This is a genomic window from Mesorhizobium sp., from assembly GCF_965229135.1.
Lineage (GTDB): Bacteria > Pseudomonadota > Alphaproteobacteria > Rhizobiales > Rhizobiaceae > Mesorhizobium.
The window spans coordinates 4553856-4570421 of record NZ_OZ245860.1 but is presented as its reverse complement, the minus strand read 5'-3'; the positions used below and the strand labels follow the sequence as shown (position 1 = coordinate 4570421).

Genomic DNA, 16566 nt, shown 5'->3' with positions numbered 1-16566 from the left:
CAATATTTCCACGGTGAGAACCAGGCATGGGAGGGATGTCGTTGCTGTCATTTGGACGATTTAGCTTTCGCGGCCACAGGGCAACAACAATACCGGCAAAGATCAGCAGCAAAACACCTATGGCCACCCAGCCCCCGAAGCTCATGAAACATCTCATCTTAAGCGGCGCTGGCCAAGTTATTAACACGGAATCGGTGCAACAACCATGACCGACATCGCCACCTACAACTTCGCCTATCTCGACGAGCAGACCAAGCGGATGATCCGCCGCGCGATCCTCAAGGGTATCGCCATTCCAGGCTACCAGGTGCCGTTCGCCTCGCGCGAGATGCCGATGCCCTATGGCTGGGGCACCGGCGGCGTCCAGGTCACCGCCTCGATCATCGGTCCCGACGATGTGCTGAAGGTGATCGACCAGGGCGCCGACGACACCACCAACGCCGTCTCCATCCGCGCCTTCTTCAAGAAGGTCGCCAACGTCGCCGTCACCACGGAAACGGCCAGCGCCACCATCATCCAGACACGCCACCGTATCCCGGAATACCCGCTGAGCGCCGGCCAGGTGCTGGTCTACCAGGTGCCGATCCCCGAACCGCTGCGCTTCCTCGAACCGCGCGAGACCGAGACGCGGAAAATGCACGCGCTGGAAGAATACGGCCTGATGCATGTAAAGCTATATGAGGATATCGCCAGGCACGGCCGCATCGCCACCACCTATGCCTATCCGGTCAAGGTCGAGGGCCGCTATGTGATGGACCCCTCGCCGACGCCGAAATTCGACAATCCGAAGATGCATCAGTCGCCGGCCCTGCAACTGTTCGGCGCCGGCCGCGAGAAGCGCATCTACGCGCTGCCGCCCTTCACCGACGTGGTCAGCCTCGACTTCGAGGACCATCCCTTCGAGGTGCAGACCTTCGACCAGCCCTGTGCGCTGTGCGCGGCCGAGAACGTCTATCTCGACGAGGTCATCCTCGATGATCATGGCGGCCACATGTTCGTCTGCTCCGACACCGATCACTGCGAAAAACGCCGGTCGGACGGCCATCGCGGCCATCTTGCCCCCGAAGCCCATCTTGCCCCAGGAAACATGGAGCCGGCACAATGACCGACGAACCGCTGCTGCGCGTCGCCGCGCTCTCCAAATTCTACGGCTCGCGCGTCGGCTGCGAGAACGTCACCTTTGATCTGTGGCCAGGCGAGGTCCTGGCAATCGTCGGCGAATCCGGCTCCGGCAAGACGACGCTGCTCAACTGCCTGTCGACACGGCTGCTGCCGAGTTCCGGCACCGCCAGCTACCGCATGCGTGACGGCCAGTTCCGCGAGCTCTACCGCATGAGCGAGGCCGAGCGGCGCTTCCTGATGCGTACCGACTGGGGCTTCGTACACCAGAATCCCGCCGACGGCCTGCGCATGACGGTGTCGGCCGGCGCCAATGTCGGCGAGCGGCTGATGGCGGTCGGCGACCGGCACTACGGCAAGATCCGCGCCACCGCCGTCGACTGGCTGTCGCGCGTCGAGATCGACGAGGACCGCATCGATGACGAGCCGCGCGCCTTTTCCGGCGGCATGCGCCAGCGCCTGCAGATCGCCCGCAATCTGGTGACCGGCCCCCGGCTGGTGTTCATGGATGAGCCGACCGGCGGCCTCGACGTCTCGGTGCAGGCGCGCCTGCTCGACCTGCTGCGTGGTCTGGTCACCGATCTCGGCCTCGCGGCCATCGTCGTCACCCACGACCTCGCCGTCGCCCGGCTTCTGTCACAGCGCATGATGGTGATGAAGGACGGCCGCGTCGTCGAAAGCGGTCTCACGGATCGCGTGCTCGATGACCCGCGCGCGCCCTATACGCAGCTTCTCGTTTCCTCCATCTTGCAGGTGTAACATGCCGACGCCTCTCGTCGTTTCCGACGTCGCCAAGAGCTTCACCATGCATCTGCGCGACGGCATCAAATTGCCGGTGGTCGCCGGTGTGTCGTTCTCGATCAGGGCTGGTGAATGCACCGTCCTCGGCGGCCCGTCCGGCGCCGGCAAGAGCTCGATCCTTAAGATGCTCTATGGCAACTATGCCGTCGATGAGGGCCAGATCATCGTCCATCACGAAGGCGGCCTCATCGATCTTGCCACGGCCAGCCCACGCACCGTGCTTGCCGTACGCCGGCAAACGATCGGCTATGTCAGCCAGTTCCTGCGCACCGTACCGCGCGTCTCGGCGCTGGACGTGATCGCCGAACCGCTGGTCGAGCGCGGCGAGGAACGCGAAGCGGCGCGCGAAAAGGCACGTACCCTGCTGGCACAGCTCAATCTGCCCGAAAAACTCTGGGCACTGCCGCCGGCGACCTTCTCGGGCGGCGAGCAGCAGCGCGTCAACATCGCGCGCGGCTTCATCACCGAGCACCCGATCCTGCTGCTCGACGAGCCGACCGCTTCGCTCGACGCCACCAACCGCGAGGTGGTGATCGCGCTGATTGCCGCCAAGAAGGCGGCGGGTGTCGCCCTGCTCGGCATTTTCCATGACCACGACGTGCGCGAGGCGGTTGCCGACCGCATCATCGACGTCACCGCCTTTGGCGCGGGGAAGATCGCGGCATGACCCGGAAGCTTTCGGAAACGCCGCTGATCCACCCGACGGCGCAGGTCGAGAACTCAACACTCGGCCGCTGGACCGAGATCGCCGACCGCAGCCGGGTCTCGGAAAGCGAACTGGGCGACTATTCCTACATGATGCAGGACTGCTCGGCGTGGTGCACCACGATAGGCAAGTTCTCCAACATCGCGGCGGCCGTGCGGATGAACGCCACCAATCACCCGACCTGGCGGCCGACGATGCATCACTTCACCTATCGCGCCTCCGACTATTGGGACGACGCCGAGCATGAGAGCGAATTCTTCGCCCAGCGCCGCGCCAGGCGGGTCACAATCGGCCACGACACCTGGCTTGGCCACGGCTCCACCATCCTGCCCGGCGTCACCGTGGGCGATGGTGCCGCGGTCGGCGCCGGCGCCGTGGTGTCGAAAGATGTCGCGCCTTACACCATCGTCGCGGGCGTGCCGGCCAAGCCGATCCGCGAGCGCTTCGATCGCCGTACGGCGGAGCGCTACCAGGCACTGGCCTGGTGGGACTGGGACCACGCCAGGCTGCGTGCGTCGCTCGCCGATTTTCGCGAGCTTTCGGCGGAAGCATTCCTGGAGAAATACGGCTGACAGGGGGCAAGTCCGTTTCACACCCCTGACACATGACTCGGACAGGAGGCGATCTTACCCTGGAGATCGCAATGTCCACGTCAATCAGACCGTCACTCGCCGGATTCTTTGCCGGCTCCAATCCGACCGTTCCCGTGCATCTCGGCACGCGTTACGACATATCCGGCAATTTCCTGATCGAGCCCGGCAACACGGTCGTCAGCCATCTGGTCAGCGGTTCGCCATCCGAAGCCGTGGTCCTTGCCGTGCGCGACCGGATGCTGGCTATGCCCGACGCCGACCGGCTTGCCTTCACGCCTGTCTCCAGCCTGCATATGACGCTGTTCCAGGGCATCATCGAATACCGCCGCCGCCTGCCCTTCTGGCCGCAGGACGTGCCGCTCGACACCAGCATCGATGCGATGACGCGTCTCTACCTCGAACGCCTGAAGGGTTTCCAGGGCTTGGGCCCGTTCAACATCAAGGTGATCGAAGTCGTGCCGACCGGTCTCACCGTTGCCGGCGCAACGCAAGACGATTTGCGCATCATGCGTGAGTGGCGCAATGCGCTGGCGGTGCCATTCGGATACCGGCATCCGGATCACGATAGCTATGTCTTCCACATTACCTTCGCTTACCAGATCCAGCGCCTGGCCGACGGGCGGGCGGCCGAATGGCAGGCCCTGTTCGACGATAGCCTTTCGCTGTTTGCCCGCGAGGCGCCGGTCATCGAACTGCGGGCGCCGGCATTCTGCGGTTTCAAAGACATGAAGCATTTCGAGGAGCTGCTGGTCCTCCAGCAGTAAAGCCCGCGTCTGTGGAGCGTAACAAAACTGACATGGAGGCGACATGGCAGGTTCATGTGGCTGCGCTAGGCGAGAACCAGACGATCATTATGCCCCGGACTGGAATTTGCTCATGTCAGCAACCTCTGCCACGCTTGAAATTCGCGGTGTCAGCCGACGATTTGGCAAGAATACCGCCGTCAGCGATATCAACATCTCGATCCCGCAGGGTCAGATGGTCGGCATCATCGGCCGTTCGGGTGCTGGCAAGTCGACCCTTCTTCGCATGATCAACCGTCTCATCGATCCCAGCCAGGGGTCGATTTTTTTTGACGGCGCCGAGGTCTCGCAATTGCGTGGTTCGCCGCTCAGGCGCTGGCAGCGCGACTGCGCCATGATATTCCAGCAGTTCAACCTGGTGCCGCGCCTTGATGTCCTGACCAACGTGCTGCTCGGCCGGCTCAACCACCGCTCCACCATGTCGAACCTGCTTGGCGTGTTCTCCCGCGCTGAATGCGCCGAGGCCGTCTCGGCGCTTGAACGCCTCGACATCGCCCGCACCGCGCTTCAGCCGGCCGGTACCCTGTCGGGAGGCCAGCAGCAGCGCGTGGCCATTGCCCGCGCCATGATGCAGCAGCCGAAGATGATCCTGGCCGACGAGCCGATCGCCTCGCTCGACCCGCTCAACGCCAAGGTGGTGATGGACTCGCTGCAGGACATCAATCTGCGCGAAGGCATCACCGTCGTCACCAACCTGCACACGCTGGATACGGCCCGCACCTATTGCAACCGCATCATCGGCATGGCCGCCGGCAAGGTCGTCTTCGACGGCCCGCCCGAAGAGCTCGACCGCGAGGCCGTGCGTCTCGTCTATGGCGCCGACAGCAATGGCGCCGAAATCTCGGAGGCCATCACCTCCACCAGCGTTGCCTTCAAGCAAAAGATCGCCGCATCCGCCGGACCGCTCGAACCCGCATTCCCGGGATACTGAGCCCATGATCCCGAAAAGTGGAACCCGGTTTTCGGGAAAGATCATGGGCCCAGGACGAGCGGCCTGGATCGCCAGCCCGCGTTAAGGGCACCTGTCAAAAATCACGAACGCTGCCGGCGCGGGGCCGGCACCTATAGGAGAGACATTCAATGTTCAGGAAGATGGTTTTCGGCGCCGTTTCGGTGCTCGCCATGGCAACCAGCGCGGCTCACGCCGCCGATATCAAGGAATTCCGCGTCGGCATCCTCGGCGGTGAGAATGAAACCGACCGCCTGCGCAACTACCAGTGCCTCGCCGACCACCTGAAGGCCGAATTCGGCTTCGAAAAGGTCTCGCTGTTCCCCGCCGCCGACTATGATGGCGTCATCCAGGGCCTGCTTGGCGGCACACTCGACTTCGCCGAGCTCGGCGCCTCTGGCTACGCCAGCGTCTACCTGAAGGATCCGAATGCTGTCACCCCGATCCTCACCACCCAGCAGACCGATGGCGCGACCGGCTACTATTCGATCGGCTTGGCGCTGAAATCCTCGGGCATCACCGACATCAAGTCGGCCAAGGGCAAGAAGCTCGGCTACGCCGACCCGGATTCGACCTCGGGCTACCTGATCCCGCTGACCCAGATTCCGAAGGACACCGGCGCGTCGAACGAAAAGTTCTTCGCCTCGACCCAGTTCAACGGCGGCCACGAGAACAACATCCTGGCCGTGCGTGACGGCAAGGTAGACGTGGCGGTGGACGATTCCTCGGGCATCGGCAACTTCAAGGACGGCTACACCTCCGGCACCTTCCACAAGGTCGCCGCCAAGGGCGCCGTCGACCCCAACGACTTCGTCGAAGTCTGGCGCTCGGGCCTGATCCCGAACGGCCCGTTGGTCGTGCGCACCGCGATCGGCGCCGACATGACCGCCAAGCTCACCGACTTCTTCACCAACCTGCCCAAGAAGGACAAGGCTTGCTTCGAAGGCGTGGAAGGCGGCGACTTTACCGGCTACGTCCCGGTGAAGGCGGACTTCTACAACGTAATTGTTGAAGCTCGTAAGGCCGCTATCGGCGGCTAACGGCAAAAACCAGAAAGGGCGGCGACACCTCCAGCGCCGCCCTTTTTGCATGTCAGATCATGACCCTCTCCGTGACAGCCCATTCAGACGCGACACACCAGGCAGCCGATGCCTGGCGACGCCAGACATCCTTGCGCCGGCTCTATACGGTCCTGGGTGTCGGCCTGCTGCTCGTCGCCATGTGCGGAACCATGTGGTTCGCCGACGAAGCCAATGCCGGCCATTTTTTCGACCGGCTGCCGCATATATTCGATTTCCTTAGCTGGCTCATTCCCAAGGACTGGAACGATGTCTGGCGGGCCATGTTCGATATTGCCTCCCCGCATGACAACGGCACCCAGGAATACAATTTCCCGCTTGGCCGCGCCTATGTCTGGGGCGATTTCTACGTACCCGAATATTTCGAGCTGATGCTCACCACGTTGAACGTGGCGCTGGTCTCGACCTTCATCGGCTTCGTCTTCGCGGTGCCATTCTCCTTCATCGCCGCGCGCAACCTGACGCCACACCCGGTGCTGCGGCTTGTCGTCAAGCGACTGATGGAGCTTCTGCGCGCCTTTCCCGAGATCGTCATTGCCGGCCTGTTCGCGGCCATCGTATCGATCGGCCCGATCGCCGCCATCATCGCCATCGGGCTGCATTCGATAGGGGCCTTGGGCAAGCTGTTCTACGAGATCAACGAGAACATCGACATGCGCGCCGAGGAAGGCCTGACGGCCGTCGGCGCCAACTGGTTCGAACGCGTGCGCTTCGCCGACCTGCCTCAGGTGTTGCCGAATTTCATGTCCTACACGCTGCTGCGCATCGAGATCAACGTTCGCGCTTCCACCATCATCGGCGCGGTCGGCGGCGGCGGCATAGGCGAGGAACTGAAGCTCTCCATCTCGCGCGGCTTCGGCGCCAAGACGCTGGCGCTGGTGCTGCTGCTGTTCACGACCATCTTCCTGATAGACCAGTTCTCCGCGTGGCTGCGCCGCAAGCTTGTCGGCGAGCAGGCCTTTTTGATGGGTGCTCAGCCATGATCCCGACCCGAAGGACCGCGCCGGCGAAAAGTGGAATCCGCTTTTCGGAAAAGATCATGGCGAAAGGCTCTTGATATGGCTGTCATGACCGCCGACGAAATCCTGTCGATCGAGAAGCGCTTCCCGCAGGTGTTCCAGCGGCCGCTGCACAAGCGTTTCGGCCCGCTGCTGCTGTTTGTCGGCACGCTCCTCTATCTCGTCTATGCCGTATGGTTCTTCAACCTGCCGCAGGTCCTGCGTGAATCGCACTGGGAGCGGCTGCCACTCTTCCTGACCCAATGGATCAGCTACGACGTGCAGCCAACCTTCCCGCTCGACACGCCAACGATCGAGCCCAAATATCCGCGGTTCTCCGTGCTTGGCGCGGACCCACACCCGGACTGGGTAAAGACCAATGCCGACGGCTCGATCACGGTCCTGGTCAACGGCCAGGCCAAATCCGTCACCTTCACCAAGACCGAAGCCACCATCGCCGCCAATGGCGAAACGGTCCAGGTTTCGATGCTTTCGGGCAAGCCGGTGGTCTCGGGCGTCATTCCGGCCTGGATCACGGCGCATGACGAAGAGGTCGTCGCCGACATGGGCTTTGCCGGCGAGGTGCGGGTCGCCGCCGATCGCGTCAAGGTCCGCAAGCGCTTCCTCGGCTGGGCGAATTTCGTCTTCGACCCACGCTCGCCTTTCTTCGAGAAATCGCCGAGCGAGGTGATCTCGCTGATCACCTCCGGACCGGAGCTCAAGCCGGGCACGTCCAATCTGGCGCTGGCCGCCAACAATATCTGGTACAACGGCCAATGGCAGCATGGCGACGTCTGGACGAAGCTCCTGCAGACCATAGTCATGGCGTTTCTCGGCACGCTGCTTGGCGGCATCGTCGCCTTCCCGCTCGCCTTCTTCGCCGCCCGCAACATCACGCCCAGCGGCGTGTTGAGCCAGGTCCTCAAGCGGTTCTTCGACTTCATGCGCTCGGTCGACATGCTTATCTGGGCGCTGTTCTTCACCCGCGCCTTCGGACCTGGCCCGCTGGCGGGCAGTGCCGCGATCTTCTTCACGGAGATCGGCACGCTCGGCAAGACCTATTCCGAAGCACTGGAGAACATCGACGACAAGCCACGCGAAGGCGTGATGTCGACCGGCGCCAACGGCCTCCTGGTGCAGCGCTACGGCGTGTTGCCGGAGGTGATCCCGGTGTTCATCAGCCAAACGCTCTACCAGTGGGAATCCAACACTCGCGGCGCCACGATCATCGGCGCTGTCGGTGCGGGCGGCATCGGCCTGAAGCTGTGGGAAGCCATGCGCACCAATTCCAACTGGGCCAATGTCTTCTACATGGTGCTCCTGATCCTGCTTGTCGTCTTCATCTTCGACAACATCTCCAGCTTCCTGCGCCGGAGGCTCAGCCGGACGATCCACGATTACAACAGGATCCAGGCCGAGCAGGGGTGATGAATTGACGGCACCACGACAACGGCTCGGCGCGCCTTCGTCATCCTAGGGCGGAGCAAGGAGCGAACCGACGCGGCGCGGACAAGGATCCATGCCGCGACGTCCGTTTTATAGTGCAGCAATTCAGGACAACCGCACAACAGCACAACAGCTCATCGTCGCCGTACTCAGAGGTCACGGCATGGATCCTCGGGCCTCCGCGCGCGCTTGCTCCCGCTACGCCCGTGGATGACGAAGGAAAGTTACGCCGCCTTCTTCCACCCGTTCTTGATATGCTTGTAACCCTCCCGATACACCGCCTCCGGCGTCTCGGAAAAATCGCGCCAGACCTTGGTCGCCGCCGCCAGGTCCTTCAGCGAGCGGCCGAACGCCTCGATCGTCAGCCAGTCGTTATAGCCACTCTTGCGGATGGCCGAAAACGTCTCCTGCCAGGGGATGTTGCCGCGCCCCGGCACGCCGCGATCATTTTCCGAAATGTGGATATGAACCACATTGCCACGATGTTTCGTATAGGCGCCGATCGGGTCGGCTTCCTCGATATTGGCGTGGAACGTGTCGTACATCGCCTTGATGTGCGGCCGGCCGATGGCGTCGATATGCTCCGACAGGTCAGCCATCGTGTTGACCAGGTAGCATTCGAAGCGATTGAGCGCCTCGAGCCCGATGGTGACGTTCTTCTTGCCGGCATGGTCGCCGATGGCGCGCTGCGATGCGACCGAACGCTTCTTCTCGGCCGCCGTCGGCCCTGTGCCGGAAAAGGCGCCCAGTGTCGAATGCAGCGGCCCGCTCAGCGTCCGGGCGCCCAGCGCATCGGCACAGTCGATGGCCCATTTCATATAGTCGACGCCGGCCTTGCGCGTCGCCGCGTCGGCCGAGATCAGGTTCATCGAGGGATCGCCCATCGCCGAAACGGCGGTTCGCTCAAGCCCGATACGGTCGAGCAACTCGCCGAGCTTTCTGTAATCGTCCGGCGTGCCCACGAAGATCGGTATCTCGACGCCGTCGAAGCCGGTCGCCTTGATGTCGCGAAGCAACGGCTCGTGTTTCTTTGACACCGCCGTGGTCCATAAGAACATGCACATGCCGATTTTCATCGACGCCCCTCCCCTGATCCTCCCAGATCTCCCTCAGATTTAAAGCTTCGTCCACGCCCCGTTTTTCTTCGAGGACTTCACGCAAGCTTCGATGAAGGCCATGCCCTCAACGCCGTCCTGGATGGTCGGAAACACCACATCCTTTGCCGGCTTGCCGCCCTTGCGGCGCGCTGCCCGGATGGCGCGCGCGGCTTCCTGGTAGATGTTGGCGAAACCTTCGAGATAGCCCTCCGGATGCCCCGACGGCACGCGGCTGACACGGCCCGCCACCGGCAGCGATCCGGCGCCGTTGCGGGTGATCAGTTGCTTGGGCTGGCCGAACGGCGTGTACCAGAGATAGTTCGGGTCGGCCTGCACCCATTCCAGCCCACCCTTCGAGCCGTAGATGCGCAGCTTCAGCCCATTCTCATGGCCCGGCGCCACCTGGCTTGCCCAGATCATGCCCTTGGCCGGATGTGCCTTGCCGGGCGCCTTGAAGCGCAGCATGACGTTGACATTGTCGTCGAGTTGCCGCCCCGGCACGAAAGCGTCGAGATCGGCCGACAGCGAATCCAGTTCCAGCCCGGAAACGAAGCGGGCGAGGTTATAGGCATGCGTGCCGATGTCGCCCAGCGCGCCGCCCGCGCCCGCCTGCTTTGGGTCGGCGCGCCACGACGCCTGCTTCTGGCCGGTGGCCGCGAGGTCCTCGGTCAGCCAGTCCTGTGGGTACTCGGATTGCACGATGCGGATATCACCGAGCACACCCTTGGCCACCATTTCGCGCGCCTGCCTGATCATGGGATAGGCGGTGTAATTGTGGGTCAGCACAAACACCTTGCCGGTCTTCTCGACGATCGCCGCCAGCTTCTTCGCCTCGGCCAATGTCGTGGCCAGCGGCTTGTCACAGATCACGTGGATGCCCGCCTCGAGAAACGCCTTGGCCGCGGGCACATGCACATTGTTGGGGGTGACGATGGCCACCGCCTCGATGCCGTCGGGCCGCTTGGCCTCGGCTTTGGCCATCTCGGCATAGGAGGCATAGCTGCGGTCCGGATCGAGACCCAGTTCTGCCGCCGAGGCCTTGGCGCGTTCTGGATCGGATGACAGCGCGCCGGCAACGAGCACGAAATCATTGTCCATGCGCGCAGCGATGCGATGCACCGCGCCGATGAAAGCGCCCTGCCCGCCGCCGACCATGCCGTAGCGGATCGGGCCGCCTCCCGTTTCCGACTTCGATGCGCCAACCATGTTTTTCTCCCTCGTGTCAGATACCCCTCTCCTGGAGGGGAAGCGTTCGCCGCGCTAAATTCCCATCATGGCCCGCAGCACCTTCTTGTCGGTAGCGCCGCCGGCGAAATCATCGAATGCCCTTTCCGTCACCCGGATGATGTGGTGCTCGATGAAGGGTGCGCCTTCGGCCGCGCCATCCTCCGGATGCTTCAGGCAGCACTCCCATTCCAGCACGGCCCAGGAATCATAGCCGTATTGGGTGAGCTTGGAGAAGATGCCGCCGAAATCCACCTGACCGTCGCCGAGCGAACGGAAACGGCCGGCACGGTTGATCCAGCCCTGGTAGCCGGAATAGACGCCTTGCCGTCCTGTCGGGTTGAACTCGGCGTCCTTGACGTGGAACGCCTTGATGCGCTCGTGATAGATGTCGATGAATTCGAGATAGTCGAGTTGCTGCAGCAGGAAGTGCGAGGGATCGTAATTGATGTTGCAGCGCTTGTGACCGCCGACGGCATCAAGGAACATCTCGAAGGTCGCGCCGTCGAACACGTCCTCGCCCGGGTGGATCTCGTAGCCGACATCGACGCCATTGTCCTCATAGATATCGAGGATCGGCTTCCAGCGCTTGCCCAATTCCGCGAATGCCTCCTCGATCAGCCCTGCCGGCCGCTGCGGCCACGGATAAAGATAAGGGAAGGCCAACGCGCCGGAGAAGGTCACCGAAGCGTTCAGGCCTAGATTGCGCGACGCCTTGGCGCCGAATTTCATCTGTTCGACCGCCCACTTCTGCCGTGCCTTGGGGTTGTTGTGCACCGAAGGCGGCGCGAAGCCGTCGAACTGCGCGTCATAGGCCGGATGCACCGCCACCAATTGCCCCTGCAGATGCGTCGACAATTCGGTGATCTCGACGCCTGCCTCGGTGCAGACGCCCTTCACCTCGTCGCAATAGGTCTTGGACGATGCAGCCTTCTTGAGATCGAACAGCCTGGCATCCCAGGTCGGGATCTGCACGCCCTTGTAGCCCAGGCCTGCCGCCCATTTGGCGATCGACGGCAGCGAATTGAACGGCGCGGCATCGCCCGCGAATTGTGCCAGGAAAAGTCCTGGGCCTTTCATCGTCGACGGCATTCCTCATCCTCCCTTGCAGACCAACCATAGCGCCGATTGAACGCAGAGCCAGCCTCTTTGTCTTTTCAACCATACGCTTGTGGACATCGTCGTTCTGGTATTACCAAATGTGTCATACTGGTCAAGCCATTCAACACGGCGCCATTAGGCCGACCATCCCCGGATAGTGGTCATATAAGCCAATATAATCAGCCATCTAAACCACACAAGAAGTTGTCTTGGTCCGGTTCTTGCCGTTCCATTAAAATTGCGATAGACCTCAAAAGCGGCCCAATTGGTCGAACCAGTTTGTTGAAAAGAGCTGGGACGCCTTGGGGAGGAACCCGTGCGCGGCTTTCGGCGGCGCGCGTTGCAGGCGAACCGTTAAAGACGAATTGGGAAGGACTGACCATGCATCTTTCGACGCACAACTGGATGCGCGCGGAACCACTGGAGACGACGCTCAGGCGCATCAAGAAATTCGGCTATGAGTCGATCGAGATTTCCGGCGAGCCCGAGCAGTACAAGACCAAGGAAACACGCGCTCTTTTGAAGGAGCATGGCATTCGTTGTTGGGGCGCGGTGACGTTGATGCTGGGCGAGCGCAACCTAGCCGCCAGGAACCAGGGCCAGCGCGAGCGCTCCGTGCAATACGTCAAGGACGTGCTGACGATGGTCGGCGAACTCGACGGCGAGATCATCACGCTCGTCCCCGCGACCGTCGGCAAGGTGGTGCCGGACGGCACCGAGGAAGAGGAATGGAAGTGGGTCGTCGATGCGACCCGCGAATGCTTCACCCACGCCAAGAAGGTCGGCGTCAAGATCGCGGTCGAGCCGCTGAACCGCTTCGAGACCTATCTGTTCAATCGCGGCGCCCAGGCGCTCGCATTGGCCGACGCCGTCAGCCCCGAATGCGGCGTCTGCCTCGACGCCTACCACATCCACATGGAGGAATTTAACGTCCATGACGCCATTCGCCAGATCGGCAAGCGACTGTTCGACTTCCATGTCGCCGACAACAATCGCTTCGCCGCCGGCCTTGGGCAGATCGACTGGCCAAGGATCGTCGCGACCCTGCGGGAGGTCGGCTATGACGGCGCGCTGACCAACGAATTCGTCGCCCCGGTCGACCGCACGCCGGCCGCGCCCTATCCCGACATGGTCGAGCGCCACCCCGTCGACATCTCGCCCGAACAGCTGAAATTCATCCAGGATCACGGCTCCAGCGTGCTGACCGAGAAATTCTACACCGACCAGATGCGCATCACCGCCGAAACGCTGCTGCCGCTGATCAAGTAGTCGTCTTTTCAGGGAAATCTGCCTTTCCGCCCAGCCGGCGGCAGGGCCGGGGAAGAACATGCGCATAAAGACCGTCCAAGCCTGGTGGGTCCGCATACCGATCGAAGCGGCACAGCAACACCGCAGCGACTTCGGTCAGGTGACGACTTTTGACGCCGCCATCCTGCGCATCGAGACCGACGATGGCCTGGTCGGCTGGGGCGAAGGCAAGAATGCGGCCGGCAGCGCCGGCAGCTACGGCGCCCTGGTCCACATGCTGAACCACGAGGTCGGCCCGCAGCTGATCGGCCGCGATCCCGCCGACATCGGCGTGATCTGGGAGATGCTCTACAATGGCGTGCGCCACGACAGCGCGGCGCGCGCCGGCCACGCCATGCCGCAGCTGGCGCGGCGCGGCATGAGCGTAGCCGCCATCAGCGCCGTCGACATCGCGCTGTGGGATATTCTGGGTAAATCGCTGGGCGTGCCGGTCTGGCGGCTGCTTGGGGGGCGCAAGCTCGACCGCTTGCCGGCCTATGCATCCGGTGGCTGGGCAGCGGTCGACGCCATCGGCGAGCAGTTGAAATCCTATATCGCGAAGGGCGGCTTCAAGGCGCTGAAGATGCGGGTCGGCGCCATGGACGGCGCACCGCACGTTTCCGCTGCCCGTGTGCGCGCCGCGCGACAGGCGCTCGGCCCCGATGTCGAACTGATGGTCGATGCGCATGGCACCTACACGGTGGCCGAAGCCAAGCGCTTCATCAATCTCGTTGGCGATCTCGACCTTGCATGGTTCGAGGAACCGATCATCGCCGACGACAAGCCCGGCATGGCCGAGGTGCGGGCGTCCGGCGCCGTGCCGATCGCAACGGGCGAAAGCGAGGCCACGCGCTATGCATTCCGCGATCTCGCCGTGCTCAAGGCGGCCGACATCTTCCAGCCCGATCCGGCCTTTTGCGGCGGCATCAGCGAGGCGATGAAGATCGGCACCATCGCCAGTGCCTTCAACCTGCGTTTTGCCCCGCATCTGTGGGCGGGAGCGCCCTGCTTCTTCGCCGGGCTGCATATCTGCGCGGCCTCGCCGGCGAGCTTCACCGTCGAATATTCGCTCGGCGCCAATCCGATGATTCACGATCTTGTTGAAGAGACTGTCGAAGCAAGGGACGGTATGATAGCCGTCCCTGAAAAGCCCGGATTGGGATTCACCACCTCGGAGCGATTCCTCGAGGCGCACGCGCAACGCGGGTGACAATGAAAGAAAAGAACCTTCTGGCGGAACTTGCCGCCTATCTGTTTTCCCACTCGGACAAGGAGACGGGCCGCACGCCGTCGGAACGTGAGCTGGCCGAGCATTTCGGCGTCAGCCGCGGCCAGATCCGTGAAACGCTGGCCATCCTCGAAGCCATGCGCATCGTCGAGCGCCGGGCCAAGTCCGGCATCTATATCGACACCAAACAGGCAAGCGTCGAGGCGTTGGCGCTGTTTGCCCGCGCCGGCCTGCCGCTCGATCCCTTGCAGATCTACGAAACCGTCGAGTTGCGCAAGATCCACGAAATCAAGGCCGCCGAGCTCGCCTGCTCGCGCGCCACGGAGGAGAACTTCGAACGGCTGCGCGAGATTCTGAAAGCGTCCGAGAAGCGCATTGCCGCCGGCGAAGGCCTGGCCAAGGAGGACCGGGAATTTCACCTCGAGATCGTGCGCGCGACCAAGAACGGTGTCTTCCACAATATCTGCAGCGTCTATTACCTGATGGGCGAGCAACGGCTTCCCGTCTACTTCAACGATCCCGAGCGCAGCGTGCGCTCGCATGCCGAGCACATCCAGATCTACGAGGCGCTGCTGCGCCGCGACGGCAATCTCGCCCAGGCGCTGATGAGCGCGCATCTGCAAGGCGCGGAGAGCTACTGGAAGGGACTGATCGGCGGTCGGGCCGCTGAACCGCCGCCCCCCGTGCTTGAAAAAGCCTGACGTGGCGCGAATCCTTTCAACCCACCCCCTGCACCCGCACGCTTCGGCCATGCTGGCCGGCGCCGGTCAGCTTGTCATTGCGTCCGCACTCGATGCCGGCACCCTGACCAGGGAGGCGAAGGACGCCGACATCGTCATCGTGCGGGCGCATCTGCCGCCACAACTTTTCGAGGGTGCCTGGACGCTGAGGGCGGCAATCCGCCATGGCGCCGGGCTCGACATGATCCCGATGGAAGCAGCCACCGCCGCCGGGGTGCTGGTGGCTAACGTGCCGGCGGTCAATGCCCGCTCGGTGGCCGAACATGTGATGTTTGCCGCCCTGGCCCTGCTGCGCAATTTTCGCGTGGTCGACCGTGACCTGCGCGCTAAAGGCTGGCTCGCCGGCCGTGAGCACGCCAATGCCAATAGCGAACTTGCCGGCAGGACGATCGGCATCGTCGGCCTCGGCGCCGTCGGGCAGGCGGTCGGCCACATCGCCACGCATGGTTTCGACCTCAACGTCGTGGCAACGACGCGCAGCATGCAGCCGGCGCCGGACAAGGTCGGCTTCCTGTCGATCGACGCCTTGGTCGAACAAAGCGATATCATCGTGCTGTGCTGCCCGCTGACGCCGGAGACACGCGGCCTGATCAGCCGCGAGCGCATCGCCCGCATGAAGCCACACGCCTTGCTGATCAACGTTTCGCGCGGCCCGGTGATCGACGACGACGCGCTGATCGAGGCGCTGCAAAAGCACCGCATCGGCGGCGCGGCGCTCGACGTGTTTTCGACCCAGCCGTTGCCACCCGGCCACCCCTATTTCGGCTTCGACAACGTCATCATCACCCCGCACATGGCTGGCATTACCGAGGAATCGATGATGCGCATGGGCGTCGGCGCGGCGGGCGAGGCCCTGCTGGTGTTGGCGGGCAAGCTGCCAGTCAACCTGCGCAATCCCGAAGTGATCGACCACTACCGGCGGCGGTTTCCCGAGTCCGACTGAAGGCGCCTCAATTTTCCCGAATTCCTTGGCGACCTTGCCGCCCATGTGGAACGTCGCTTCAATGATTCTCCTGGCCGTCGGCGTCTTCGCAACGACGGCGCAAGCCCTTGCCGATGGACGCGACGGCTACGTGTTCTGCGACAATGGTCTGCGCTGCATGGCGGCGCCCTGCCCGTCGAACAGTGCGCTCGACCTCACCACCGGCAAGATCATCAAGGGCGTGTCGATCGACATCGACGGCTTGCCGCGGGAAGACAGGGCACTCGATCTTTCGGACAAGCTTTACGACGGCAAGGTCGTCGTTGCCGGCTCCATCGAGAACCGGACCCAGACACTCAACGGCAAGCAATCCATCCAGCCCTGGCTGGTAGCCACGGGCATAGAACGCGCAGCCCGGGACAGCGAACGCAGCCACTGCTCGGCGCACTGAAGCTTGGCCTTACACAGACAGC

At 63.0% G+C, this 16566-nt stretch carries 17 protein-coding genes; 14 read left to right on the top strand and 3 right to left on the bottom strand.

Annotation, left to right across the window (positions count from 1 at the left end):
• Window positions 1-205 precede the first annotated feature (205 nt).
• The 9 genes from ACO07C_RS21835 (at window position 206) to phnE (ACO07C_RS21795) (ending at window position 8476) form a co-directional block, all read left to right on the top strand.
• Window positions 206-1105 carry an alpha-D-ribose 1-methylphosphonate 5-phosphate C-P-lyase PhnJ gene (locus ACO07C_RS21835; protein ID WP_421916228.1) on the top strand — a complete coding sequence of 300 codons (900 nt, stop codon included), beginning with the start codon at window positions 206-208 and terminating at the stop codon, window positions 1103-1105.
• A complete protein-coding gene (gene phnK / locus ACO07C_RS21830; protein ID WP_421916227.1) occupies window positions 1102-1878 on the top strand; it encodes a phosphonate C-P lyase system protein PhnK in 777 nt (258 codons plus the stop codon). Before ACO07C_RS21835 ends, phnK begins: the two co-directional genes overlap by 4 nt.
• Window position 1879: 1 nt before the next feature.
• On the top strand, window positions 1880-2587 hold the full coding sequence (phnL, locus tag ACO07C_RS21825; protein WP_421916226.1) for a phosphonate C-P lyase system protein PhnL: 708 nt from the start codon (window positions 1880-1882) through the stop codon (window positions 2585-2587).
• Window positions 2584-3198, top strand: coding sequence for a DapH/DapD/GlmU-related protein (locus ACO07C_RS21820; protein ID WP_421916225.1), 615 nt, complete (start codon window positions 2584-2586; stop codon window positions 3196-3198). The genes phnL and ACO07C_RS21820 overlap by 4 nt, the downstream gene beginning before the upstream one ends.
• Before the next feature lie 71 nt (window positions 3199-3269).
• Window positions 3270-3983: a DUF1868 domain-containing protein gene (locus tag ACO07C_RS21815; protein WP_421916224.1), complete on the top strand. Its 714-nt coding sequence runs from the start codon at window positions 3270-3272 to the stop codon at window positions 3981-3983.
• Window positions 3984-4095: 112 nt separating this feature from the next.
• On the top strand, window positions 4096-4953 hold the full coding sequence (gene phnC / locus ACO07C_RS21810; RefSeq protein ID WP_421916222.1) for a phosphonate ABC transporter ATP-binding protein: 858 nt from the start codon (window positions 4096-4098) through the stop codon (window positions 4951-4953).
• A gap of 149 nt (window positions 4954-5102) precedes the next feature.
• On the top strand, window positions 5103-6011 hold the full coding sequence (gene phnD, locus ACO07C_RS21805) for a phosphonate ABC transporter substrate-binding protein (protein ID WP_421916221.1): 909 nt from the start codon (window positions 5103-5105) through the stop codon (window positions 6009-6011).
• A gap of 59 nt (window positions 6012-6070) precedes the next feature.
• A complete protein-coding gene (phnE, locus tag ACO07C_RS21800; protein ID WP_421916220.1) occupies window positions 6071-7033 on the top strand; it encodes a phosphonate ABC transporter, permease protein PhnE in 963 nt (320 codons plus the stop codon).
• 75 nt (window positions 7034-7108) lie between these two features.
• On the top strand, window positions 7109-8476 hold the full coding sequence (gene phnE, locus ACO07C_RS21795) for a phosphonate ABC transporter, permease protein PhnE (protein WP_421916219.1): 1368 nt from the start codon (window positions 7109-7111) through the stop codon (window positions 8474-8476).
• A 242-nt stretch (window positions 8477-8718) separates the two neighbouring features.
• On the opposite strand, the gene ACO07C_RS21790 is transcribed toward phnE (ACO07C_RS21795), so the two are convergent.
• From ACO07C_RS21790 to ACO07C_RS21780, 3 genes are read right to left on the bottom strand one after another with little or no spacing between them, the layout of a single operon-like run.
• Window positions 8719-9570: a sugar phosphate isomerase/epimerase family protein gene (locus ACO07C_RS21790; RefSeq protein ID WP_421916218.1), complete on the bottom strand. Its 852-nt coding sequence runs from the start codon at window positions 9568-9570 to the stop codon at window positions 8719-8721.
• 39 nt (window positions 9571-9609) lie between these two features.
• A complete protein-coding gene (locus ACO07C_RS21785; protein WP_421916217.1) occupies window positions 9610-10797 on the bottom strand; it encodes a Gfo/Idh/MocA family protein in 1188 nt (395 codons plus the stop codon).
• A 54-nt stretch (window positions 10798-10851) separates the two neighbouring features.
• Window positions 10852-11907, bottom strand: coding sequence for a sugar phosphate isomerase/epimerase family protein (locus ACO07C_RS21780; RefSeq protein ID WP_421916216.1), 1056 nt, complete (start codon window positions 11905-11907; stop codon window positions 10852-10854).
• Window positions 11908-12297: 390 nt separating this feature from the next.
• Between ACO07C_RS21780 and ACO07C_RS21775 the strand changes: the two genes are divergently transcribed.
• The 5 genes from ACO07C_RS21775 to ACO07C_RS21755 all read left to right on the top strand — a co-directional run bounded on the left by ACO07C_RS21775 (window position 12298) and on the right by ACO07C_RS21755 (window position 16544).
• Entirely contained in the window at window positions 12298-13185 is an 888-nt protein-coding gene (locus ACO07C_RS21775; RefSeq protein ID WP_421916214.1) for a sugar phosphate isomerase/epimerase family protein, read from the top strand.
• Between the two features lie 58 nt (window positions 13186-13243).
• Window positions 13244-14413 (top strand): mandelate racemase/muconate lactonizing enzyme family protein, encoded by a 1170-nt coding sequence (locus ACO07C_RS21770; protein WP_421916213.1) that lies wholly within the window; start codon window positions 13244-13246, stop codon window positions 14411-14413.
• 2 nt (window positions 14414-14415) lie between these two features.
• On the top strand, window positions 14416-15132 hold the full coding sequence (locus tag ACO07C_RS21765; protein ID WP_421916212.1) for a FadR/GntR family transcriptional regulator: 717 nt from the start codon (window positions 14416-14418) through the stop codon (window positions 15130-15132).
• A gap of 1 nt (window position 15133) precedes the next feature.
• Window positions 15134-16114: a hydroxyacid dehydrogenase gene (locus tag ACO07C_RS21760; protein WP_421916210.1), complete on the top strand. Its 981-nt coding sequence runs from the start codon at window positions 15134-15136 to the stop codon at window positions 16112-16114.
• Between the two features lie 61 nt (window positions 16115-16175).
• Complete coding sequence (locus ACO07C_RS21755) at window positions 16176-16544, top strand: hypothetical protein (protein WP_421916209.1); 369 nt, start codon at window positions 16176-16178, stop codon at window positions 16542-16544.
• Window positions 16545-16566 lie beyond the last annotated feature (22 nt).